The organism is Nakamurella deserti (assembly GCF_003260015.1).
GTDB lineage: Bacteria > Actinomycetota > Actinomycetes > Mycobacteriales > Nakamurellaceae > Nakamurella > Nakamurella deserti.
Genome location: NZ_QCXS01000002.1, coordinates 1,758,400 through 1,780,449 on the forward strand (window position 1 = coordinate 1,758,400; position 22,050 = coordinate 1,780,449).

At 71.9% G+C, this 22,050-nt stretch carries 18 protein-coding genes and 1 tRNA gene; 10 read left to right on the forward strand and 9 right to left on the reverse strand.

Translation table 11 applies throughout. The annotated features are described in order from the left end of the window. Positions 1-313: 313 nt before the first annotated feature. Both DB033_RS08050 and DB033_RS08055 read left to right on the forward strand, forming a co-directional pair. The gene (locus DB033_RS08050; protein WP_111766229.1) at positions 314-679 is read left to right on the forward strand and encodes a DUF485 domain-containing protein; all 366 of its coding nucleotides are present in this window, start codon (positions 314-316) and stop codon (positions 677-679) included. Then, on the forward strand, positions 676-2,364 hold the full coding sequence (locus DB033_RS08055) for a solute symporter family protein (protein ID WP_111766230.1): 1,689 nt from the start codon (positions 676-678) through the stop codon (positions 2,362-2,364). The genes DB033_RS08050 and DB033_RS08055 overlap by 4 nt, the downstream gene beginning before the upstream one ends. A 46-nt stretch (positions 2,365-2,410) precedes the next feature. On the opposite strand, the gene DB033_RS08060 is transcribed toward DB033_RS08055, so the two are convergent. Beyond that, entirely contained in the window at positions 2,411-4,096 is a 1,686-nt protein-coding gene (locus tag DB033_RS08060; RefSeq protein WP_111766231.1) for an NAD(P)/FAD-dependent oxidoreductase, read from the reverse strand. Between the two features lie 102 nt (positions 4,097-4,198). Then, on the reverse strand, positions 4,199-5,599 hold the full coding sequence (locus DB033_RS08065; RefSeq protein WP_111766232.1) for an MFS transporter: 1,401 nt from the start codon (positions 5,597-5,599) through the stop codon (positions 4,199-4,201). A gap of 170 nt (positions 5,600-5,769) precedes the next feature. Between DB033_RS08065 and DB033_RS08070 the strand changes: the two genes are divergently transcribed. The 3 genes from DB033_RS08070 to DB033_RS08080 all read left to right on the forward strand — a co-directional run bounded on the left by DB033_RS08070 (position 5,770) and on the right by DB033_RS08080 (position 9,472). Further along, positions 5,770-7,179 carry a dihydrolipoyl dehydrogenase family protein gene (locus tag DB033_RS08070; RefSeq protein ID WP_111766233.1) on the forward strand — a complete coding sequence of 470 codons (1,410 nt, stop codon included), beginning with the start codon at positions 5,770-5,772 and terminating at the stop codon, positions 7,177-7,179. A 23-nt stretch (positions 7,180-7,202) separates the two neighbouring features. Beyond that, positions 7,203-8,156, forward strand: a complete 954-nt coding sequence (locus DB033_RS08075; protein ID WP_111766234.1) for an NAD(P)/FAD-dependent oxidoreductase — start codon at positions 7,203-7,205, stop codon at positions 8,154-8,156. A gap of 83 nt (positions 8,157-8,239) precedes the next feature. Continuing rightward, on the forward strand, positions 8,240-9,472 hold the full coding sequence (locus DB033_RS08080) for an NAD(P)/FAD-dependent oxidoreductase (RefSeq protein ID WP_111766235.1): 1,233 nt from the start codon (positions 8,240-8,242) through the stop codon (positions 9,470-9,472). Between the two features lie 189 nt (positions 9,473-9,661). Here the strand turns inward: DB033_RS08080 and DB033_RS08085 are convergent. Together DB033_RS08085 and DB033_RS08090 are read right to left on the reverse strand one after the other, a co-directional pair. Next, positions 9,662-9,738 (reverse strand) — tRNA-Met (locus tag DB033_RS08085). A gap of 149 nt (positions 9,739-9,887) precedes the next feature. Continuing rightward, positions 9,888-12,881, reverse strand: a complete 2,994-nt coding sequence (locus tag DB033_RS08090; RefSeq protein WP_276309198.1) for a UPF0182 family membrane protein — start codon at positions 12,879-12,881, stop codon at positions 9,888-9,890. Between the two features lie 236 nt (positions 12,882-13,117). On the opposite strand from DB033_RS08090, the gene DB033_RS08095 reads away from it, so the two are divergent. Then, positions 13,118-13,660 (forward strand): PPA1309 family protein, encoded by a 543-nt coding sequence (locus DB033_RS08095; RefSeq protein WP_170315495.1) that lies wholly within the window; start codon positions 13,118-13,120, stop codon positions 13,658-13,660. Positions 13,661-13,669: 9 nt separating this feature from the next. On the opposite strand, the gene DB033_RS08100 is transcribed toward DB033_RS08095, so the two are convergent. Beyond that, positions 13,670-14,752 carry a YlbL family protein gene (locus DB033_RS08100; RefSeq protein WP_111767329.1) on the reverse strand — a complete coding sequence of 361 codons (1,083 nt, stop codon included), beginning with the start codon at positions 14,750-14,752 and terminating at the stop codon, positions 13,670-13,672. A gap of 183 nt (positions 14,753-14,935) precedes the next feature. Here DB033_RS08100 and DB033_RS08105 point away from each other — a divergent pair, with 183 nt between their 5' ends. Further along, positions 14,936-16,207, forward strand: coding sequence for a zinc-dependent metalloprotease (locus DB033_RS08105; RefSeq protein WP_240615879.1), 1,272 nt, complete (start codon positions 14,936-14,938; stop codon positions 16,205-16,207). 69 nt (positions 16,208-16,276) lie between these two features. Here the strand turns inward: DB033_RS08105 and mgrA are convergent, their stop codons facing one another. Continuing rightward, positions 16,277-17,302 carry an L-glyceraldehyde 3-phosphate reductase gene (gene mgrA, locus DB033_RS08110; protein WP_111767330.1) on the reverse strand — a complete coding sequence of 342 codons (1,026 nt, stop codon included), beginning with the start codon at positions 17,300-17,302 and terminating at the stop codon, positions 16,277-16,279. 184 nt (positions 17,303-17,486) lie between these two features. On the opposite strand from mgrA, the gene DB033_RS20915 reads away from it, so the two are divergent. The 3 genes from DB033_RS20915 (at position 17,487) to DB033_RS08120 (ending at position 20,229) form a co-directional block, all read left to right on the forward strand. Next, on the forward strand, positions 17,487-17,636 hold the full coding sequence (locus DB033_RS20915) for a DUF5679 domain-containing protein (protein WP_170315496.1): 150 nt from the start codon (positions 17,487-17,489) through the stop codon (positions 17,634-17,636). Between the two features lie 96 nt (positions 17,637-17,732). Next, a complete protein-coding gene (locus tag DB033_RS08115) occupies positions 17,733-18,875 on the forward strand; it encodes a hypothetical protein (RefSeq protein ID WP_157970573.1) in 1,143 nt (380 codons plus the stop codon). A 40-nt stretch (positions 18,876-18,915) separates the two neighbouring features. Further along, positions 18,916-20,229 carry an ABC1 kinase family protein gene (locus DB033_RS08120; RefSeq protein ID WP_111766239.1) on the forward strand — a complete coding sequence of 438 codons (1,314 nt, stop codon included), beginning with the start codon at positions 18,916-18,918 and terminating at the stop codon, positions 20,227-20,229. Between the two features lie 923 nt (positions 20,230-21,152). Here DB033_RS08120 and DB033_RS08125 read toward each other — a convergent pair. The 3 genes from DB033_RS08125 to DB033_RS08130 form a co-directional block, all read right to left on the reverse strand. Continuing rightward, positions 21,153-21,341, reverse strand: a complete 189-nt coding sequence (locus tag DB033_RS08125) for a hypothetical protein (protein WP_111766240.1) — start codon at positions 21,339-21,341, stop codon at positions 21,153-21,155. Positions 21,342-21,433: 92 nt separating this feature from the next. Continuing rightward, positions 21,434-21,586 (reverse strand): hypothetical protein, encoded by a 153-nt coding sequence (locus tag DB033_RS20615; RefSeq protein WP_157970574.1) that lies wholly within the window; start codon positions 21,584-21,586, stop codon positions 21,434-21,436. A 168-nt stretch (positions 21,587-21,754) separates the two neighbouring features. Beyond that, entirely contained in the window at positions 21,755-22,039 is a 285-nt protein-coding gene (locus DB033_RS08130) for a WhiB family transcriptional regulator (RefSeq protein WP_111766241.1), read from the reverse strand. Positions 22,040-22,050 lie beyond the last annotated feature (11 nt).

The window sequence follows — 22,050 nt, forward strand, 5'->3', positions numbered from 1 at the left end:
GTCCGCGGCGTGCCGCAGGGTGTCCGCAGCCGGCTGAATCGGCCGCGCGGGCCGGGTGCGTCACCGACCGGCAGGGCACGGGCCGAGCGCGGCATCACCGGCAGGGCGACGCCGGCTCAATCGCCCGCGCGGGCCGGGCGCGGCACCGACCGGCACGGCGCCGTCACCGTCCTCCCGGCTCGTCGGGGATCGCGTGCCGTCCGGTGCGGCGTTCCTCCACTCCTCCGCGTGAATGGTGAGGTTCACTGTGCACACCCGGGTCTCACCACGACGGCAACGACGCCGCCCGGACCCGGACCCACGAGGAGGTCGGATGGCTGACACATCGACGCCGGCGGGGAGTTCGCCCACGGGCGGCTCCGGCACCGGCGAACCGGACTGGGTGGCCTTCCAGGCCAGCCCGGAGTTCGATCGGCTGCGACGGGCGGTGCGCCGCTTCGTCTTCCCGACCACGGTGGCGTTCCTGGCCTGGTACGTGCTCTACGTGCTGCTCGTCGCCTACGCGCGCCCGTTCATGAACACGCAGGTGTTCGGCAACATCAACATCGGGCTGATCTTCGGCCTGCTGCAGTTCGTCTCGACGTTCGCGATCGCCATCGTCTACGCCCGCTACGCGGACCGGAAGATGGACCCGCTGGCCGCGGAGCTCCGACCGGAGATCGAGGGATCGCTGCGATGAACGCCCCCGTCCTGCTGTCCGCCGCCGCGGCGGAGGCCGACACCTCACACCGCACCCTGACCATCTTGCTGTTCGCGGTGTTCGTCGCCATCACCCTCGGCATCACCATCCGGGCCAGCCGGCAGACCCGGACGGCCGCCGACTTCTACGCCGGTGGCCGCTCGTTCACCGGGTTCCAGAACGGCCTGGCCATCGGTGGCGACTACATGTCGGCGGCGTCGTTCCTCGGCATCGCCGGCATCATTGCGCTCTACGGCTACGACGGCTTCCTGTACTCGATCGGCTTCCTGGTGGCCTGGCTGGTGGCGTTGCTGCTGGTCGCGGAGCTGATGCGCAACACCGGCAAGTACACGATGGCCGACGTCCTGTCGTTCCGGATGCGGCAGCGGCCGGTCCGCACGGCTGCGTCGATCTCCACCGTGGTGGTGTCGATCTTCTACCTGCTGGCGCAGATGGTCGGCGCCGGGACGCTGGTCTCGCTGCTGCTGGGCATCACCTCACCGGCGGCGAAGAACCTGACCATCGCCGGTGTCGGCGTCCTGATGATCATCTACGTCGTCTTCGGCGGGATGAAGGGCACCACCTGGGTGCAGATCGTCAAGGCGGTGCTGCTGATCACGGGTGCGGCGATCATGACGTTCTGGGTCCTCGGCAAGTACGGCTTCAACGTGTCGTCGCTGCTCGGGGCGGCCGCCGAGAACTCCGGGAAGTCCGGCTTCCTGGAGCCCGGTCTGTACTACGGCAAGGAGACCGCGGACGCCGCGGCGACGCTGTTCTCCAAGCTGGACTTCATCTCCCTGGGCATCGCCCTGGTGCTCGGCACCGCCGGCCTGCCGCACATCCTGATCCGCTTCTACACGGTGCCGGACTCCAAGACCGCGCGGAAGTCGGTCAACTGGGCGATCGGCATCATCGGGGTGTTCTACCTGATGACGCTGATCATCGGCTTCGGGGCGGCGGCGCTGCTCGGTCAGAAGGAGATCACCGACCGCAATCCCGCCGGCAACACCGCGGCACCGCAACTCGCCGAGGCGCTCGGCGGGCAGGGCACCACGCTCGGCGCGGTGATGCTGTCGGTCATCGCCGCGGTCGCGTTCGCCACGATTCTCGCGGTCGTCGCGGGCCTCACGCTGGCATCCTCGTCGTCGCTGGCGCACGACCTGTACGCCAACGTCATCCGCAAGGGCGAGGCCACCGGCGACGAGGAGGTCAAGGTCGGCCGGATCGCCGCGGTGGTGATCGGTGCGGTCGCGATCGCGCTGGCCATCCCGGCGCAGGGCCTCAACGTCGCCTTCCTGGTGGCGATCGCCTTCGCCATCGCCGCGTCGGCGAACCTGCCGTCGATCCTGCTGTCGCTGTTCTGGAAGCGGTTCAACACCCGCGGCGCGACCTGGGGCATCTACGGCGGGCTCGGGTCGGCGTTGCTGCTGCTGATCTTCTCCCCGAACGTCAGCGGCAAGCCCGCGAACCCGACCACGGGCAAGTCCCCCAGCCTGATCAGCAACCCGGACATCGACTTCTCCTGGTTCCCGCTGGACAACCCGGGTCTGGTGTCGATCCCGCTGGGCTTCCTGTTCGCCGTGCTGGGCACCGTCACCAGCAAGGAGTGGAACAAGGCGAAGTGGGCCGAGATGGAGGTGCGCTCGCTCACCGGGGCGCACGCCGAGAAGGCCGCCGAGCACTGACCCCGTCGCGGTGCGGACGGTGGCTCCCACCGTCCGCACCGCCCGGTCAGAGCTTGGCCAGGTAGCGGTGCACCAGCGTGACGGCCATCGCGCCCTCGCCCACGGCCGACGCCACCCGTTTCACCGATTCGCTGCGGACGTCGCCGGCGACGAACACCCCCGGGACGCTCGTCTCCAGGTGGTACGGCGGCCGGTCCAGCGGCCAGGCGGGCGGTCGGCCCCCCTCCACCGCGAGATCCGGTCCGGTCAGGATGAAGCCGTGCGCGTCCCGCAGGATCGCGGTGTCGAGCCAGTCGGTGCGCGGCTGGGCGCCGATGAAGACGAAGAGCCACTGCGCCGGGACGGTGTCGACCCCGCCGGTGGCGTTGTTGCGCAGCGTCAGCGTCTCGAGATGGTCGTCCCCGCTGCCGTCGACGACCTCGGTGCAGGTCCGCACCTCGATGTTCGGGATGTTCTCGATCTGCTGGATCAGGTAGTACGACATCGACGCCTCCAGCGACGCGCCGCGCACCAGCATCACCACCCGGCGGGCGTGCCGGGCGAAGTAGACCGCGGCCTGGCCGGCGGAGTTGGCGCCGCCGACGATGAACACCTCCTGGCCGGCGCAGTTGCTCGCCTCGGTGAGCGCGGAGCCGTAGTACACCCCGCGACCGGTGAGGGCGTCCAGCTGCGCCGAGGCGAGCTGCCGGTAGGACACCCCGGTCGCGAGGATGACGCTGTGGGCGTTGATCTCGACGCCGTCGGAGAAGGTGACGGTCCGCGCGGAACCGTTGACGGTGACGCCCACCGCATCCCGGGTGGTCAGCAGCTCCGAGCCGAACTTCAGCGCCTGCCGCCGGGCCCGCTCGGTGAGCTGGGCCCCCGAGACCCCGTCCGGGAAACCGAGGTAGTTCTCGATCCGGGAGCTCTGACCGGCCTGACCACCGGTGGCGATGCGTTCGACCAGCACGGTCCGCAGCCCTTCCGACGCCGCGTACACCGCCGCCCCGAGTCCGGCCGGCCCCCCGCCGACGACCACCACGTCGTAGAAGTCCGACGCCGCCGACGTCGACAGACCCACCTGGGCGGCCAGTTCCGCGTCGGTCGGCTCGATCAGCACCTCACCGCCGGTGGCGATGACCACCGGCAGCCGGTCGGCGGCCGCGCCGGCGGCGGTGAGCAGCCGCTCCCCCTCCGGGGAGTCCGAGAGGTACCAGCGGTACGGGATCTGGTTGCGGGCCAGGAAGTCGCGCACCGCGCTGGACCGGGCCGACCAGCGGTGTCCGACGACCTTGGTCTCCGGCACCGGATGGTGGTCGGCGGCCCGCCACGAGTCCAGCATCGCGTCGATGACCGGGTACAGCTTCTCCTCCGGCGGGTCCCACGGCTTGAGCAGGTAGTAGTCCAGGTCGACCACGTTGATCGCGTCGATGGCGGCGTCGGTGTCGGCGTAGGCGGTGAGCAGCACCCGCTTGGCCCCCGGGAACAGGTCCATGGCGTGCTCGAGGAACTCCAGCCCGCTCATCTGCGGCATCCGGTGGTCGGCGAGCAGGATCGCGACCTGGTCGCCGCGGAGCTTCATCTCCTTGAGAGCGGTCAGCGCGTCCGCGCCCGAGTCGGCGCGGACGATCCGGTGGTCGGCGCCGTAGCGGCGTCGCAGGTCGCGGGCCACCGCCCGGGACACGCTCGGATCGTCGTCGACGGTCAGGATCGCCGGTCGGGCCTCGGGCCGGCCGGCAGACGGCTGGGTCATGCGTGTCCTCGCGGTCGTGGGATCGCGCGTGCGGGCGCAGTCCGAGATTAGCGGGCGGCCCGACCCGGACGGCGGCTCCGGTGTTGCGCTGTCAGCGCAGCCTCACACCGTCCGGTCGACGTCCGCCGGCAGTGTCACCGCCGCGCCGGAGGTGCCCGGGGCCGCCGTTTCCGGCGGGGCCTCCCGGTACTGGCGCGACAGCAGCCGATAGAAGCGGGACCGCAGCGCCCACGCCGTGACCACGATCCCGATCACCGCGACGAGGATGAACACCAGCGCGATCCCGCGGGCCGGCCCGGTGCCGAACCAGCCGCCGATCCAGGCCGCGCCCGCGCCGTCGGTCATGAACGGGATGAACAGGAACTGCGCGACCGGGCCGATGAGGAACGCCGTCAACGGTGACGCGGACTGCTCGACGCTCTGCGCGAAGCCGAAGACCCGCCCCTGACGCTCCAGCGGCACCACCCGCTGCAGCACCGTCTGTTCGGCCGCCTCCACGAACGGCACCAGCAGCATGTAGACGTACATCCCCACCGACAGCATCAGCACCGACGGCTGCAACGGGAACGCCACCGTCACCACCCACAGCACCAGGTTCGCGGCCAGCAGTGTCCGCACCGGGTTGCCGCCGAGGCCGATCCGGGCGATCAGCAGACCGCCGATGATCAGGCCGGTGCTGAGCACACCCCAGAGGAATCCCCAGGCGCGGACCGACACCATGGACAGCCCGTAGGCGTCCATCAGGGCCATGAACGCACCGCCGAGGAAGTTGTTGAAGGTGGAGAACAGGATCAACGCGAGCAGGCCGGGGGTCCGGCGGACCATCCGGTAGGTCCCGCGGAGGTCGGTCCTGCCCGCGGCCCCCTCGACCCGGACGATCTGTCTCTCCGGCACCCGCACCCACGACAGGTGCACCATCGCCAGCAGGTTGACCGCCAGCGCCACCACGAGGACGGCGAACATCCCGCCCCAGGCCACCAGCACGCCGCTGATCACCGACGTGACCAGGAACGACACCCCCTGGGCCGAGCCGACCAGCCCGTTGGCCCGGTCGCGGCTGTTCTCGTCGATGAGGATGGTGACGAGGGTGGGCATCGCGATCCCGCGGATGTTGCCGGCGATCACACCGAACATCAGCACCACCACGAAGACCCACAGCCGCACACTCGCCGGATCACCGAACGCCCCCGGCGCGGCGGTGCGCTCGAGAACCAGGGCGACGACGTAGAGCACGGCCGACGCCGCCGTGGACAGCATCATCACCGACTTCTTGCGGTGGTGGTCGACCAGGCTGCCGAACCAGATGCCGGTGCTCGCGGTCGTCACCAGGTACAGACCGGCGATGATCGCGGTCGCAAACACCGACCGTGTCTCCAGGTAGACGAAGAAGGTGATGGCGAAGAACACGGTGAAGTCGATGACCGACACGAACAACGTGTTGACCAGCACGTTGAGGAACGGCGCCGGGAACCGCGTCCGGGTGGAGGCGGACGGCTCGCTCATGCCCGGCAATGTAGTCGCCGGGTCCGACGGTGTGCTCCCCGTTTTCCGGGCGTGCGGAGCGGCCGGGATCACCTCGGCGCGGGCATCCGCGGGTGCCGCGCGCCGGGTACCACCATCAGCAGAGCGACACAGCGGCGGACCGCCGCACCCGCCCGACAGTCTGGACACCCATGGACACCCTCAGCCACTTCGACGTCGCGGTGATCGGGGCCGGCCCCGCCGGCACCGCCGCCGCCCTGCGGGCCGCCGAGCTGGGTGCGACGGTGGTGGTGCTGGAGGCCGGTCGCCTCGGCGGGACCTGCGTCAACACCGGGTGCGTGCCCACCCGCGTGCTCGCCAAGACGGCCCGGCTGGTGCGGGACGCGCGGCACGCCCACGAGTACGGCATCGAGCTCGGGAACCCGTCCGTGGACTGGCCGGCCACCGCCGCCCGGGTCCGCGAGCGGGTCGACAACGTCCGCGGCATCAAGAGCGAGGCGCGGCGGTTCGCCGAGGCCGGGATCACGCTCATCCAGGAAGGCCGCGCCCGGTTCGCCGACGACACGACGCTGGTGCTCGACAGCGGGCGCCGGGTCACCGCCACCTCGATCCTGATCTGCGTCGGGGGCCACTCGCGGCGGCTGCCGATCCCGGGTGCGGAGCTCGCCACCGTCCCCGAGCACGTCCTGGACCTCCCGACGCTCCCCCGTCGCGTCGCGGTGATCGGGGCCGGCAACACCGGCGCGCAACTCGTCACCGTCTTCAACGCCTTCGGCTCCGAGGTCACCCTGCTCGACGTGGCGCCACGCATCCTGGTCGCGTCGGACGCGTCCATCTCGGCGGTCGTGGCGGCCGCGTTCGTCGACCAGGGCGTCGACGTCCGGACCGGGATCCAGGGCGTGGACCGCCTGACCCGCGCCGACGACGGCCGCATCACCCTGGACTGGCGCGCCGCCGACACCGCCGAAACCGCCGACTTCGACGCCGTCATCGTGGCCACCGGCTGGCCCGCCGACGTCGAAGACCTCGGGCTGGCCGACGCCGGCATCGAGGTGGTGCGCTCGGCCATCCCCGCCGACCAGTACTTCCGCACCGTGGTGCCGCACGTGTTCGCCGTCGGTGACGCCAACGGGCGCGACATGCTCGTCCAGGCGGCCCAGTTCGAGGGCGAGGCGGCCGCGGAGAACGCGGTGCTGGGCGCCAACCGACGGACCCCGCACCATCTGCTGCCCGCGGGCGGGTTCACCGATCCCGACTACGCCGGGGTCGGTCTGACCGAGGCCCAGGCCCGGGAGCGCGACCCCGCGTGCGTCGTGGCGACCGTCCCGTTCGCCAAGGTGGACCGCGCGGTCATCGACGACCGGGAGACCGGATTCCTCAAGCTCATCTCCGACCGTCGCCGTGAGCTCATCCTCGGCGCGCACGCGGTGGGCGAGAACGCGATCGAGGTCGTCCAGTCGGTCACCACCGCGATGGCCGCCGGCATCGACGTGTCCACGCTGGCGAACGTGCGCTTCGCATACCCCACCTACAGCGTCGTCATCGGGATGGCCGCCCGGGCCCTGCTCGCCGAGCCGGACCGGCCCGCGGCCCTGGAGTAGTCGCGACTGGCAGTATCGGCGGCATGGGTGTCGTCGTGGTGGGAGCCGGGATCTCCGGGGTCATGTGTGCGCGGGAACTGCGATCGGCCGGTGTGGCGGTCACGGTCCTCGACCGGGGCCGGGTGGTCGGCGGCCGGATGGCGTCCAAGCGCCACGACGGCCGCCCGGTCGACACCGGCGCCTCCTACTTCACCGTCTCCGACGCCGCCTTCGACGCGGTGGTCCGGGACTGGGAGCGCCGCGGGCTGGCCCGGCCGTGGACGGACACCTTCGACGCGTACTCCGCCGACGGTCACGAGCGCAAGACCGGCTCGATGCGGTGGGCCGCGCCCGCGGGGCTGCGCAGCCTGGTCACCGATCTGGCCGCGGAACTGCAGGTCCGCGGCCAGCACCACGTCGGATCGGTGGACCGGGCCGACGGGACTCTGACCGTGGACGGCGCGCCCGCCGACGCGGTGGTTCTGGCGATGCCCGATCCGCAGGCCGCCCGCGTGCTGTCGCCGGCGCTCACGGCCGTGTCCACCGCGCTGACCGACCCTTTCCAGCCGGTGCTCGCCCTCACCACGATCTTCGCCGAGCGCAGCTGGACGCCGTTGGACGGCGCCTTCGTCAACGATCACCCGACGATCAACTGGATCGCCGACGACGGCCGCCGTCGCGGCGACGACGCCCCGGTGCTGGTCGCCCACTCCACGCCCGATTTCGCCCGCCACCACCTGGAGGATCCGGCAGAAGCCGCGGACCCGATGACCGCCGCGCTGCGCACGGTCCTGGACCTCGACGCCGAACCGGTGCTCGCGCAGGTGCACCGGTGGACGTTCGGCAAGCCCGCCGGGCAGCGCGAGGAGCCGTACTTCCTGGGCGACGACCTCGTCGGGGTGTGCGGCGACGCGTGGTCGGCGAAACCGCGGGTGGAGTCGGCGTTCCTGTCCGGCCGGGCGCTCGGGCGCGCACTGGTCCACCGACTCGGCGCCTGAGACCGGTTTCCGCCCGGTCCGCCCAACCCGCCTCCCCCGGCCGCGGTGCCGTGCCCGCCACCGGCTGATGGCAGGCTGGCCCCATGCGACAGGGGCCGGATGTGGTGGTGGTCGGGGCCGGAATGGCCGGCCTGGCCTGTGCGGTCGAGCTGGAGTCCCGTGGCCTGCAGGTGCAGGTGCTGGAGCGGGCGGAGCGGGTGGGTGGCCGCATCCGGACCGAGATCGTCGACGGCTTCCGGTGCGACGTCGGCTTCCAGCTGCTCAATCCCGCCTACCCGCAGGCCCGGCGGCAGCTCGACCTGACCGCGCTGGGTCTGCAGCCGTTCGCCGCCGGGGTCCGGGTGCACCGCGCCGACCGGACCGTGCGGCTCGGCGACCCGCGGCGGGCGCCGTGGTTGCTGCCGGCGACGCTGTCCAGCGGGCTGCTCGACGTCCGTGAGATCGCCGGGCTGGTGTGGTGGGCCGTGCCGACCGTGGTCACCCCGCAGCGCAGCCTGCGTCGGCCGGACCGCACGCTCGGCGAAGCGCTGGACGCCGTGGGGGTGCGCGGCCCGCTGCGCCGCCGGGTCCTCGCCCCGTTCCTGAGCGGCGTGCTCGCCGACGACCCGGAGGCCGCGTCGGACCGCTATGTCCGGCTGCTCGTCCGCTCGTTCCTGCTGGGCACCCCGGGGCTGCCCCGCGAAGGCATGCAGGCGATCCCCGACCAGCTCGCGACGCGGCTGCGGACGGCTGTGCGGACCGGGACAGCGGTGCGCGGCATCGGGCCGGGGACCGCCGTGCGCACCGACGACGGCACCGTCCACGCGCGCGCGGTCGTCGTGGCCACCGATCTGCCGGCCGCCACGGCGCTCGACGTCGCCGCCCCGCGACCGGTGGGCGGCCTGACGACCTGGTGGTTCGCCGCCCCACCGGGCCTGCCGACCGACCGCTTGTTGTGCGTCGACGGCGACGGCGGGCCGGTCGCCAACACCGCCGTGGTGTCCGCCGCCGCCCCCAGCTACGCGCCGCCCGGGCGGGACCTGGTGCAGCTCACCGCGGTGACGGCGGCCGGCCTGGACGACACCCGGGCCCGGTCGGAGGCCGGCCGGTTGTGGGACACCGGGAGCTCCGGTTGGGACCTGCTGGTCCGGCACGACGTCACCGAGGCGCTGCCGGTCACCCGGCCGCCGCTGACCGTGCGTCGTGCCGTCGACCGCGGCGACGGGCTGTTCGTGTGCGGCGACCACCGGGACACCCCGTCGACGCAGGGCGCGCTGGTGTCGGGTCGCCGGACCGCGCTGGCGGTGGCACGGCAGCTGGGTGTGGCGGCGGACTGAGCCGGCACGGGTGCCAGAGCTGCGCGTGTCCGGGGCCGGCCGGGGCGGCACGTGCCCGGGCCGCCCGGGGTGAGGCGCGTGGGCTGCACATGCCCGGGTGAGGTGCAGCACACCCCACCGTGGCGCCGCGGCACACGGCCCGGTAACGCAGAAGACCCCCGACCAGTTGCCTGGCCGGGGGTCTTGCGGTGGTAGCGGGGATAGGATTTGAACCTATGACCTCTGGGTTATGAGCCCAGCGAGCTACCGAGCTGCTCCACCCCGCGTTGCTCCTCAACTATATGTCAGCCCGCGACGGAAACACAAATCGTTCCGCCGCACCGGCTTTCGGCTCCTGGCGAACTCCGGTCCCCCGGGAACGGCGAACGGCGCGGCCGGGTGGGTACCCGGCCGCGCCGTTTGTGATGTGTGGTCGTCAGCCCGTCGTCGTCGGGGCCGCCGTGGTCGCCTCGGTCGTCTCGGTGGCCTCGGTCGTCGGCGCGGACCCGTCCGGCGTGGTGCCCGCGCCCACCAGGTTGAGGTAGTTGCTCAGCGCGGTGTTCAACCGGTCCTGGGCGGCACCGACCTCGGCGAAGGACCCGCCGGTCTGCGCGGACTTCACCTCCTCGAGGGCCGACTGGACCTCGACCAGTGCCTGCTCGGCGTTGGCCGGCACCTGCGGCGTGGTCGAAGGCGCACCCGTCCCGTCGTCGGTGGTCGGCGGGACGGAGGTGCCGCCGCCGTCACCACCGTCGCCGGGCACCGGCTCGACGGCGCTACCGGCCGCGTTCTCCAGCGCCGTCTCGATGCTGTTGCCCAGTCCCACCCGGGAGCCGTACCAGACCAGCACCAGGTTGAGCTGGGGGTAGGACTGACCGCCGGCCGCCTGCGCCTGTGCGTACACGGGCTCGATGTACAGCAGCCCGTTGTCCAGCGGCAGGGTCAGCAGGTTGCCGAACCTGACGTTCTGCAGGCCGATCAGCGTGAGGTTCCGGGAGACGTCCTGGTTGTTGCGCAGCACCTGCTGCACCTGCACGGGACCCGGCGTGGTGGTCGCGCCCGGGAAGCGCAGCACGGTGATCTTGCCGTAGTTGCCCGGGTCCGACGAGGCCGAGATGTAGCCACCCATGAACTGCCGCTGGAACCCGGTGAGTGCGCTGGTCAACTGGAAGCTGGGCGTCTCCTCGCCGGGCAGGCTCAGCTGCAGGTAGTACGGCGGCTGCGCGGCGCTGGCCGCGGTGCCGTCCACCGTCGGGTCGTTGGGCACCTGCCAGAAGCCGGAGCTCTGGTAGAACTCGGTGCCGTCGCTGACCTGGTACTTCGCCAGCAGCGAGCGCTGCACCTCGAACAGGTCCTGCGGGTAGCGGAAGTGCGCCTTGAGGTCGTCGCTGGCCTGGTCGCCGGGGATGATGAGATCCGGGAACACGCCCTCCCACGCCTTGAGGATCGGATCGGTGTCGTCGACGCCGTAGAGCTTCACCGTGCCGTCGTAGGCGTCCACGGTGGCCTTGACCGAGTTGCGGATGTAGCTGACCCGCTCGTCGACCTGGGCCGTCGCGCCCTGCGCGACCTGCGAGCTGTTCGTCGCGGTGTTGAGGCTGACGTTCTGCGCGTACGGGTAGTTCGCCGCGGTGGTGTAGCCGTCGACGATCCACACGATGCGCCCGTCGACCACCGCCGGGTAGGGCTTGGTGTCGGTGGTCAGGAAGGGCGCCGCCTTCTCCACGCGCTCGACCGGGTCACGGTTGTACATGATCTTCGACGCGCCGTTGAGCTCGGTGGAGAACAGGAAGTTGGGCTCGCCGTACTGGGTGGCGAAGACCAGGCGCTTGAACAGGTTGCCGACGTCGACGCCGCCGGAGCCGGTGTAGGTGTAGCCGGGGCTGTCGGTGTCGTACTCCCGGCCGTCCTGACCGGGCTCGGCCCCGACGATCGAGTAGTCCGCGCCGAGCTGGCCGTAGTACACCCGGGTGAAGGGCTCCTGGACCGGGATCGGCCCCTGCCCCTTGTTGGCCAGGTCGGACACGGCGTACGTCGGGAAGCCGGTGCCCTGGGCACCGCCCTCGACCTGGGTGGAGGCACCGGACACCTGACTGGCGGGGGCGGCGACGAAACCGTCACCGTGGGTGTACACCAGGTGCTCGTTGATCCAGTTCTGCTGGTTCTCGGCGAGCTTGCTGATGTCGACCTCACGCACCGCCACGATGTAGTCCTCGGTCTCACCGTTGACGGTGTACCGGTCGACCGCGAGCTGGCTGGTGAAGCTGTAGAAGTTCTTGTTCTGCTGCTGCTGGATCCAGGTCGGCGAGAGCAGCGTCGGGTCCAGCAACCGGGCGTTGGGGACGCTGGCGTTGCTGGCCACCAGCGACGCCGGCGAACCGGTGTTCGGCGGGTTGTAGGGCACGTAGGTGACCTTGTCGTCGCCGATGCCGTACGCCGAGCGGGTGGCGGCGATGTTGCGCTCGATGTACTCCTTCTCCAGCGTGATGGCGTTCGGGGTGACCCGGACGCTCTGCAGGATGAGCGGCCAGGCGCCGCCGATGAGCACCCCGGACAGCACCAGCAGGGCCAGCGCGACGGCGGGCAGCTTGACCGAGCGCAGGAACGCACCGACGAAGAAGCCGACGGCACAGATGGCCGCGATGCACATCAGGATCAGCTTGGCGGGCAGCACCGCGTTCACGTCGGTGTAGGAGGCTCCGGTGAACACCGTGCTGCGGTTGCTGAACAGCAGCGCGTACCGGTCGAACCAGTACTGCACCGCCTTGACCAGCACGAACGCCCCGATCAGCAGGGACAGCTGCAGGCTCGCCGCAGAGGTGATCTTGCGGCCGGGGCCGGTCGTGCGGATGCCGCCGTAGAGGTACTGGACGATGAGGACGACGAAGAACGCCACGGCGATGATGACGAACAGCCACCCCAGGACCAGCTCGTAGAGCGGCAGGTCGAAGACGTAGAAGCCGACGTCGTTGCCGAACTGGGCGTCCGTGGTACCGAAGCTGGTGCCGTTGAGCCACAGCTGGACGGTGTCCCAGTTGGCCTGCGCGGACAGCCCGCAGACGACACCGACGATCGCGGAGATCCCGATGGTGATCAGCTTGGGCCGCCCGGAGATGGCGATCCGGTACGGCGCCAGCGGGTCGATCTCGTCGGTGGGCACGAAGACCGGCCGTGAGCGGTAGGCCAGCACGATCGCCCCGAACACGATCAGCCCCGCCAGCACCCCGGTGATGAGGAAGAGCACGATCCGGCTCAGCAGCTGGGTGGTGAAGACGGCCTGGAACCCGACCTCGGAGAACCACAGGTAGTCGACGTAGATACCGACGAAGTTGAACCAGAGCACGAACAGGACGGCGATGCTGACCAGCGCGATGATCACGCGCCGCGACCGGCGGGACATCGACGGCAGGTTTATCGGGGGCCGCTGCACAGGTGGCGCTCCAAATCTGGTTGGCGGACACGGGTGTCCATTGCTGACGGCCTGGGCCGGACGTCACCGGTACGGGTACTGCGGACGGACGCGCGCTCACGGTCCGTCCATTTCTGCTGACGCTGACCTAACTGTAGAGAAGGTGGGGGTAGTTCCTGAGTCGGCGGTGAACGGCCGGACCGACACCGAAGCGTTACCGAGACCGGAGCGCAGCCGGATCGTGACACCATCCGGGGATGACTTCCGTTCCGCCTCCCGGCCCCCCCGCCGCCCCCGCCTTCCTCGAGGACCCGTTCCTGGCCGTCGCCGTGTCCGAGGCGGAGGAGTTCGTGGGCACCGCGGGATGGGACCAGCAGCCGCAGCTGTTCGCGCTGGTGCGCACCGCCGAGCTCATCGCCACCCAGCCCGAGGTCGCCGGGCACCTGGACCCGGGGGTCGTCTACACCCCGATCGCACAGGACCCGCTGCCGTCGGCGGGGCTGCCGGAGAAGTTGCAGCAGATCGCCTGGCCGCCGGCGGTGGCCGGCTGCGTGCTCGTCCAGGAGATTGTCGTGCTGCCGCCGTCCGCCCAGGACGCGCTGCCCGACGATCCCGCCGCGGCCGCCGCGGTGGCGGCGGTGCACCCGGAACGCACCGAGGCGCGGCTGGCCGTCGGGGTGCTGCGCGACGGTGGCGCCGCCTGCCTGATGCGGCTCCGCGGCGACGACGCGGACACGCCGCTGCGCGGCGCGGACCTCGCTCCCAACCTGGTGGAGGCCCTGCGGCTCACCTTCCAGTGAGCCACCCGGTCAGCAACCGGTGGTGGGCCGGCCCCCGTTGATCGCGTCCAGGGCCGACATCGCGTCGGCGAGGGTCGTCACCTTGACCAGCGTCAGGCCGTCGGGCACCCGGGTCAGCGCTTCCGGGCAGTTCTGCTCCGGCACCAGGAACACCGTGGCGCCGGCGTCGCGCGCGGCGATCAGCTTGAGCACGATGCCACCGATCGGGCCGACGGCGCCGTTCTCGTCGATGGTCCCGGTGCCGGCGATGAACCGGCCGCCGGCGAGGTCGCCGGGGGTGAGGCGGTCGATCAGTCCCAGGGTGAACATCAGGCCCGCCGACGGACCGCCGATGCCGGAGTCGGCCAGTGCGTTGGCGATGGTGAACGTCGCGACCGGACGCTGCACCGCGCCGATGCCGAGGAAGCCCTGCGGTCCGCTCTCCGCGTTGGCGGCCAGCGTGACCTGGGCGTCCACCCGGGTCACGGCGCCGTCCCCGGCGGCCCGGTCGACGGTGACCGTCACCACCTGTCCGGGGACCGTCGACTGCAGCAGGGCGCGCAGGCTGTCGAAGTCGGTGACCGGGGCGCCGTCGAGGGCCACGACCCGGTCCTGCGGGTCGAGCACCTCGGCGCTCGGCGAGCCCTCCGGGATGGTCCCGACGTAGACCACCTCGGGGTAGTCCAGGTAGCGCAGGGCCGCCACCTCCGAGGCCGACTGCGACTCCTGGAAGTCCTTGGCGTTCTTGGCCTGCACCTGCTCGACCGTCTGGTTCGGCGGGAACTGCTCCTCACGGGGCACCAGGGTGAAGTTGCCCGTGGCCCACAGGCCGAGCGCGCCGAACAGCGTCATGCCGTCGGTGACCGACACGGTCGTCATGTTCAGATGGCTGGCGGGCGGCTCGGGCTCGTCGGCGGCCGCCGGGATCCCGGTTCCGCTGAAGGTGAAAATCGGCGTGCCGTCGTAGGTCCCGAGGGTGTTGATGGTGCTGCCCGGGCCCAGCGCGACATAGGGGATCTTCACCGTCGCACCCAGCGTGACCAGCACCGTTGTCAGCAGCAGGCCCACCAGCAGAGCTTTTCCGCGCACCGTGAGCGCCTTGAACCACGACATGACGACCCACACTAGGCGGCTGGGCGGTCCGTCCCGCACCCGATTGCCCGGGCGGAGGCGCGTCGCGGCGGTGTCCCGGTCGGTACCGTTGTCGGCATGACTCAACCGCCGTTCGGATTCGGATTCGGCTTGCCGAGCGAAGACCCCTCTGACAGGTCCGGGCGAGGTGAGGGTGTGCCCGGGATGCCGGGTGGCTTCGACATGAACCAGCTGGGCGCGATGCTCTCCCAGCTCGGGGCCATGATGTCGTCGGCCACCCCGTCCACCGGGCCGGTGAACTACGACCTCGCCCGCAAGCTCGCCGTCCAGCAGCTGGGGTCCAGCCACCCGGTGGCCGGCGTCGACATCACCAAGGTGCGTGACGCCGTGGCGCTGGCCGAGGTCTGGACCGAGGGCGCCACCGCGTTCCCGGCCGCCTCCCGGACGGTCACCGCGTGGACCCCGCGGGAGTGGGTCGAGCAGACCATGCCCGCGTGGGAGAAGCTGGTCGCCCCCATCGCCGACCGGATGGGCGGCGCGCTCGTCGAGACCCTGCCCGAGGAGATGCGCGCGCAGGCGGGTCCGATGCTGGGCATGCTCAGCCAGATGGGCGGAATGGCCTTCGGGTCCCAGCTCGGTGCCGCGCTGTCCCAGCTCGCCGGCGAGGTGCTCACCTCGACCGACATCGGACTGCCCCTGGCGCCGACCGGCACCGCCGCGCTGATGCCCCGCGCGGTCGCCGAGTTCGGCACCAGCCTGGGCCTCGAGGAGGACCAGGTCCGGCTGTTCCTGGCCGCCCGTGAGGTCGCCCACCTGCGGCTCTACCACGGGGTGCCGTGGCTGGCCGACAAGGTCGTCGCGCTGGTGGCCGACTACGCCGCGCACATCACCGTCGACATGTCCGCCGCCGAGGAGCTGGCGTCCTCGTTCGATCCGAGCGACATGGCCGCCCTGCAGCAGCAGCTCGCGCAGGGCATGGTGGCGCCCGAGCCCACCCCCGCCCAGCAGGCGATCGCCCAGCGGCTGGAGACGCTGCTGGCGCTGGTGGAGGGCTGGGTGGACACCGTCGTCGGCGCCGCCATCGGCGACCGGCTGCCGGGCGGCAGCGCCCTGAGTGAGACGCTGCGTCGCCGCCGCGCCACCGGCGGACCTGCGGAGCAGACCTTCGCCGCCCTGATCGGGATCGAACTGCGCCCGCGCAAGCTGCGGGCCGCCGCCGGGCTCTGGCGTGACCTCGGCGAGTCCCGTGGCGTCGACGGCCGGGACTCGCTGTGGTCGGACTACGACCTGCTGCCCACCTCGACCGACCTCGACCGCCCGGACGAGTTCGTCGCCCGGGACAAGCAGTTCAACGAGCTGCTGGCCGGCCTCGGTGTCGACGACCTGTCGGCCGCCGACTTCGAGGACCTGCCGACGACCCCCGACTCCGACACCGACAGCGGCATCGACGGTCCGGACGGGCCCGCCAGGTCCTGACCCCGCACGCCACCGGCCACCCTCCCCTCACGGGGACGGTGGCCGGTGGTGTGTCGCGCCCGCGATCGTTCAGGCGGAGCTGGACTGCTCCCACAGGTTGATGCCGACGTCGGAGGCGTGCTCGTCGATGGCGGTCAGCTCGTCCGCGGTGAAGTCCAGCCGCCGGACCGCGGCGAGGTTGTCCTCCAGCTGCTGCACCGACGAGGCGCCGATCAGGGCCGAGGTGATCCGCTCGTCGCGCAGCACCCAGGACAACGCAAGCTGGGCCAGCGACTGCCCGCGGCCGTCCGCGATCTCGTGGAGCGCCCGGATCCGGGCGAGCACGTCGTCGGTGATCAGGTCGGTGGACAGCGATCCCGGCCGACTCGCGCGGGATCCCTCCGGGACGCCGTCGAGGTAGCGGGTGGTGAGCAGCCCCTGGCCGAGCGGGGAGAACGCGATGCACCCGACTCCCAGCTCGCCGAGGGTGTCGACCAGATCGGGCTCGATCCACCGGTTGAACATCGAGTAGGACGGCTGGTGGATCAGCAGCGGCGTGCCGAGGTCGGCCAGGATGGCGGCGGCCTGCCGGGTGCGCTCCGGGGAGTAGGACGAGATGCCGGCGTAGAGCGCCCGGCCGGACACCACCGCGGTGTGCAGTGCGCCCATCGTCTCCTCGAGCGGCGTCTCCGGGTCGAAGCGGTGCGAGTAGAAGATGTCGACGTAGTCCAGGCCCATCCGGTCCAACGACTGGTCGAGGCTGGCGAGCAGGTACTTGCGCGAACCCCAGTTGCCGTACGGACCCGGCCACATGTCGTAGCCGGCCTTGCTGGAGATCACCAGCTCGTCGCGGTAGGGCCGGAAGTCGTCGGCGAAGTGCCGGCCGAAGTTGGTCTCGGCGCTGCCGTACGGCGGGCCGTAGTTGTTGGCCAGGTCGAAGTGGGTCACACCCAGGTCGAAGGCGCGGCGCAGGATCTGCTTCTGGGTCTCGAAGGGGTTGACGTCCCCGAAGTTCTGCCAGAGTCCGAGGGAGACGGCCGGCAGGTGCAGGCCGCTCCTCCCCGTGCGGCGGTAGGGCATCGGTGTGTAGCGGTCGTCCGCGGCGATGTAGGTCACCGACACAGTGTGGTGCACGGCACCGACGGCATCCGTCCGGGAGGTCGACCGGCGCCATCCCACCGTCCGACGGCGATCGGTTGCAGCGCCCCACCCGACGCGGCCGACCGGCGGGTTCAGCGCGATCACGCACGCAGGGCGGTAGCGTGACCTCGATCCCGACCCGGAACGAGAGGTGGACACCATGGCTGAGACCTACAACGGCTACTGCGTGAAGTGCAAGGAGAAGCGCGACTTCGACGGCGAGGTGGCCGAGACCAACGGTCGCCGGATGGCCAAGGGCACCTGCCCGGTGTGCGGTACCAAGATGAACCGGATCCTCGGCAAGGCCTGATCCGCCGGTCGATCCGGTCGGGGTGTCCCTGGGGGTTTGTGGACAACCCGGCCTCTGGTCCGGTCCCCTCTGCGATGGTTCGCCCGGGGGGATCGGATGACCATCATCGACAACAGTGCACGACAGCCCGGGACGACCGGAGCGGGCGTGGCGCACACCGCCCGTCGCCCGCCGCCGCAGAGCACGAGGCCGCGGCCCGGAACGGTGGGCGAGCGGATCGTCCTGGCGCCGGGGCTGCGGGTCGTCGAACGTGACGACCGCACCCTGCAGATCGGTGTGGAACCGCCCCGCCGGGTCCTGGTGCGGCACCCGCCACCGGGGGCGGCCGAGGTCTTCGGCCTGATGGCGCAGGGGGTGCCGTTGGCGGCGGCCGTCCGGCGGACGTCGATCGGCCGCAACTCCGCCGCCGACACCTGGGACCGCTTGACCGACGCGCTGCTCGCCGACGGCTTCCTGGTGCGGACCGGCGAGGCGCGGCCCGTCACGGCGGCGCCCGCCACCGCTCCGGCCGACGCGGTCGCCGTGGTCGTGGGTGCCGGGCGCGTCGCCACCTCGGTCGCCGCCCTGCTGGCCGCTGCCGGCACCGGGCACGTCCACCTCGATCCGGACCGCGCCCTGCGCGCCGGCGATGCGACGCCTGCCGGTGCGGCCCGCACCGATCTCGAGGCCGCCACCTCGGTCCTGGCCTTCGATCCCCTCCGCCGGCGCGACGAGCGGTACTCCGGCCGGCCGCGACCGGCCGGACCGGCCGACCGGACCGCGCTCGCCGGGATGCTGCGGCGGGTCGCCCCCGGGGTGGCCGTCCACCGACCCTCCGGTTTCGTCCGGCCGGACATCGTCGTCCTGGCCACCGACGGCCCACCGCCCCCGGATCTCACGCGACGTTTGATGACCGACGGACAACCGCACCTCGTGATCGGCGCCGGCGAGGAACACGCCGTCGTGGGACCGCTGGTGCTGCCCGGACGGTCGTCGTGCCTGCACTGCCACGACCTGCACCGGCGCGACGCCGACGCCGGCTGGCCCCAGGTGCAGCTGGCGTTGCGCCGCTCCTGGCCGGTGCCGCCCGCGGTGCTGGCGACCACGGCCGCCGCGATCGCGACCGAGCAGGTGCTCCACCACCTCACCGGCGGTCGGCCGGCCACGGTCGACGGCACCCTGGAATCCCGCCTCGGCGACTGGCGGGTCCGGCGGCGCAGCTGGCGGGCGCATCCGTCGTGTTTCTGCCGTCCGGGGTGACGGCTACCCCGCCGGCGGCCGCGACTGGGACAATGGTGGGGTGACCGACATTCCGCAGGGCGCGATCAACCGCAGTGCGAAGCTGGCCGGCCTGCCGATCTCCGCCGCAGGCCGGGTCGGGTTGGGCCTGGGGCAGCGACTCATGGGCCGCACCAAGGACGAGGTCAGCGCCGAGATGTCCCGGCGCACCGCCGAGCAGGTCTTCGAGGTGCTGGGGACGCTCAAGGGCGGGGCGATGAAGTTCGGGCAGGCGCTGTCGGTGTTCGAGGCGGCCATGCCCGACGACGCGGTCGCGCCCTACCGGGAGGCTCTCACCAAGCTGCAGAACGCGGCCCCACCGATGGATCCCGCGGTGGTCCGGCGGCTGATGAGCGAGCAGCTCGGCACCGCCTGGCCGACCTACTTCCGGGAGTTCGACGACCGGGCCGCGGCCGCGGCGAGCATCGGCCAGGTGCACAAGGCGATCTGGCGGGACGGGCGCGAGGTGGCCGTCAAGCTGCAGTACCCCGGGGCCGCGCAGGCGTTGACCGCGGATCTGAACCAGCTCAGCCGGCTGGGCCGGCTGATGCAGCCGCTGATGCCGGGACTGCAGTACAAGCCGCTGCTGGCCGAGCTGCGCGAGCGGGTGCTGGACGAGATCGACTACGCCGCCGAGGCAGCCAACCAACGCGTGTTCGCCGCCGCGTACGCCGACGATCCGGAGATCGCCATCGGCAAGGTGGTCGCCAGTGCCCCGCAGCTGATCATCACCGAATGGGTCGACGGGGTCGGGATGGCGAAGATCATCGCCGGCGGCACCCGGGAGCAGCGCGACACCTGCGGCCGCATCATGGCGGAGTTCCACTTCTCCGCACCCGAACGGGCACGGGCCCTGCACACCGATCCGCACCCCGGGAACTTCCTGCTCCGGTCCGACGGCCGGCTCGGCATCGTCGACTTCGGGTCGGTGTCGAAGATGCCGGACGGGCCGCTGCCCATCGTCGGGCGGCTGGCGCGGCTGTCCATCGCCGGTGACGCCGACGCCGTCGTCGCCGGGTTGCGCGCCGAGGGCTTCATCCCGCCGACCCTGGATCCCGATCCGGACGTGCTGATGAACTATTTGATCCCGTACCTGGAACCGTTGCGGCACGAGGTCTTCCACTTCACCCGTGAGTGGATGCAGCAGCTGTGGGCCACGATGTCGGACTTCTCCAGCCCGGAGCTCAAGCTCGCGCGGCGGCTGAACCTGCCCCCGAACTACCTGATGATCCAGCGGGTCACTTTGGGATCGATCGGGGTGCTGTCGCAACTGGACGCCAAGGCGCCGTTCCGGTCGATCGTCGAGCGCTGGCAGCCCGGCTTCGCCGGCGACTGACCGGCCGGCCGGGGCTGTTGCCGCCGGCGCGGACACGGCACCTGCGGTCGCCGCTCCGCTCTCGCGCCGCAGGTCGCGGTGACCCGACGCCGCCGTGCAGGGATTGACCCGTGCGTCGCGGTCGACGTGCGGGACGTGGCTGAAGCGGGCGGCGCGGACGGCGTGTGGGCGGTCGCCCCGGGCATCCCGGTCGAGGCCGTCCGAGCCGTGGCCGACGCGGACGGCGTGTGGGCGGTCGCCCGTGCATCGCGGCCGAGGCCGTCCGAGCCGTGGCCGACGCGGACGGCGTGCGGGCGGTCGCCCCGCGCATCCCGGCCGAAGCCGTCCTGGCCGTGGCCGACGCGGACGGCGCAGACGGCGTGCGCGCGGTCGCCCGTGCATCGCAGCCGACGCGGCGGAGCCGTGGCCGACGCGGGCGGCGCAGACAACGAAGGGGCCGTAGAGCCGTGTGACCGGCCAGGTGTCTGTGCCATGGCACACGTGAGCGGCGCGGACGGCGCGCGGTCGGCCTGTGCATCCCGGCCGAGGCGACCGGCAGTGGCCGAAGCGGGGGGCACCGGGGCTTGTGCGGGTGCACCCGGCACGCGGGTGCCGACGTCAACGGACCGCCGGGCGGCGGGATCAGCCGGTCCGCGTGGTCGCCACCGTCGCCGCATGGGCGTGACCGTCAGTGGCGGCCGTTCGGACCCCCGGGAACAGCCGGCCCCCACGGCCACGCCCATCAACGGCGACCGACCGGACCGCGGAAAACAGCCGGCCCGCACGGCCACGCCCATCAACGGCGACCGACCGGACCGCGGAAAACAGCCGGCCCGCACGGCCACGCCCATCAACGGCGACCGACCGGACCGCGGAAACCAGCCGGCCGGCGGAGCCGGACCGTCAGCGGTGACCGGCCGACCCGCGGGCGCTCCGGCCGGGTGTCACCACCACTCCTGGTCGAGCTTGGCTTCGATGGACCGCAGGTGGGTGCGGGCGCACCGGTCGCACACCCACACCTTCCCGCGCCGCGCGTCGACCTCGAGAAGCCAGGTGAGCGGCGGGGTTCCGGCCGTCGTCCCACACTGCGAGCAGGTGACCGGGGCGGCGGGGGGTTCGGGGGTGGCGGCCATACCGCACAGGGTAGGCCGCCGCCGGCGGCCCACCCTGAGAGTCGTCGTCCGGCGCGGCACCGGTGACGCAGCGGCCACCGGTGCCGGTGCCGTCAGCTCCGACGCCAGCGGGAGCGACCCCGTGAGGCGGTCGACCGCGGATCGGCGAGCAACGCCTGCCGACGGCGGTGGATCTGCGTCTCCCGCTGCTGCTGCTCCCAGCGGTGACATCGGAGGTGCATCTCGGGATCGAGGGGGAAGTTCATCAGGGTACCTTGTCTGTGTGCCGGGAAGTATTGAGAAGTGCTGCGGGCCAACGGGCATGGATCACCCGCCGGCCGGGCTCCGCCGCCCGCCCCCGCCGCGGGCGGTGGCGGGCCACCGGGGCCACGGGTGTGACGGGCGGTCCCGTCACGTGCGGTGTCGTGCGTGGGTCAGGCTGCGACCTTGCGGGGCCGGCCGCGCGGACGCTTCCGCGCGATGACGACGCCCTGGTCGAAGATCTCGCCACCCCAGACGCCCCACGGCTCCTGCCGCTCCAGCGCGCCGGCCAGGCAGACCGCCCGCAGGGGGCAGGGCTGGCAGAGCACCTTGGCGCGCTCGAGATCGGCCGGGGACTCTGCGAAGAACAGGTCCGGTTCGGCCGAGTGGCAGGGCAGGTCGGCAGCGAGTGCCGTCAGGTCGTCCGCGCCGAACGCGACGCTGAGGAGTTTCACCATTGCCGATCACC

Coding starts and splice junctions, on each gene's coding strand:
- DB033_RS08115 (WP_157970573.1), top strand. CDS start 17,733: ATGACCATCATCGACAACAGTGCACGACAGCCCGGGACGACCGGAGCG.
- DB033_RS08130 (WP_111766241.1), bottom strand. CDS start 22,039: ATGGTGAAACTCCTCAGCGTCGCGTTCGGCGCGGACGACCTGACGGCA.
- DB033_RS08105 (WP_240615879.1), top strand. CDS start 14,936: ATGCCGGGTGGCTTCGACATGAACCAGCTGGGCGCGATGCTCTCCCAG.
- DB033_RS08050 (WP_111766229.1), top strand. CDS start 314: ATGGCTGACACATCGACGCCGGCGGGGAGTTCGCCCACGGGCGGCTCC.
- DB033_RS08065 (WP_111766232.1), bottom strand. CDS start 5,599: ATGAGCGAGCCGTCCGCCTCCACCCGGACGCGGTTCCCGGCGCCGTTC.
- DB033_RS08055 (WP_111766230.1), top strand. CDS start 676: ATGAACGCCCCCGTCCTGCTGTCCGCCGCCGCGGCGGAGGCCGACACC.
- DB033_RS08075 (WP_111766234.1), top strand. CDS start 7,203: ATGGGTGTCGTCGTGGTGGGAGCCGGGATCTCCGGGGTCATGTGTGCG.
- DB033_RS08100 (WP_111767329.1), bottom strand. CDS start 14,752: ATGTCGTGGTTCAAGGCGCTCACGGTGCGCGGAAAAGCTCTGCTGGTG.
- DB033_RS08095 (WP_170315495.1), top strand. CDS start 13,118: ATGACTTCCGTTCCGCCTCCCGGCCCCCCCGCCGCCCCCGCCTTCCTC.
- DB033_RS08080 (WP_111766235.1), top strand. CDS start 8,240: ATGCGACAGGGGCCGGATGTGGTGGTGGTCGGGGCCGGAATGGCCGGC.
- DB033_RS08070 (WP_111766233.1), top strand. CDS start 5,770: ATGGACACCCTCAGCCACTTCGACGTCGCGGTGATCGGGGCCGGCCCC.
- DB033_RS08125 (WP_111766240.1), bottom strand. CDS start 21,341: ATGGCCGCCACCCCCGAACCCCCCGCCGCCCCGGTCACCTGCTCGCAG.
- DB033_RS20615 (WP_157970574.1), bottom strand. CDS start 21,586: ATGAACTTCCCCCTCGATCCCGAGATGCACCTCCGATGTCACCGCTGG.
- DB033_RS08060 (WP_111766231.1), bottom strand. CDS start 4,096: ATGACCCAGCCGTCTGCCGGCCGGCCCGAGGCCCGACCGGCGATCCTG.
- DB033_RS20915 (WP_170315496.1), top strand. CDS start 17,487: ATGGCTGAGACCTACAACGGCTACTGCGTGAAGTGCAAGGAGAAGCGC.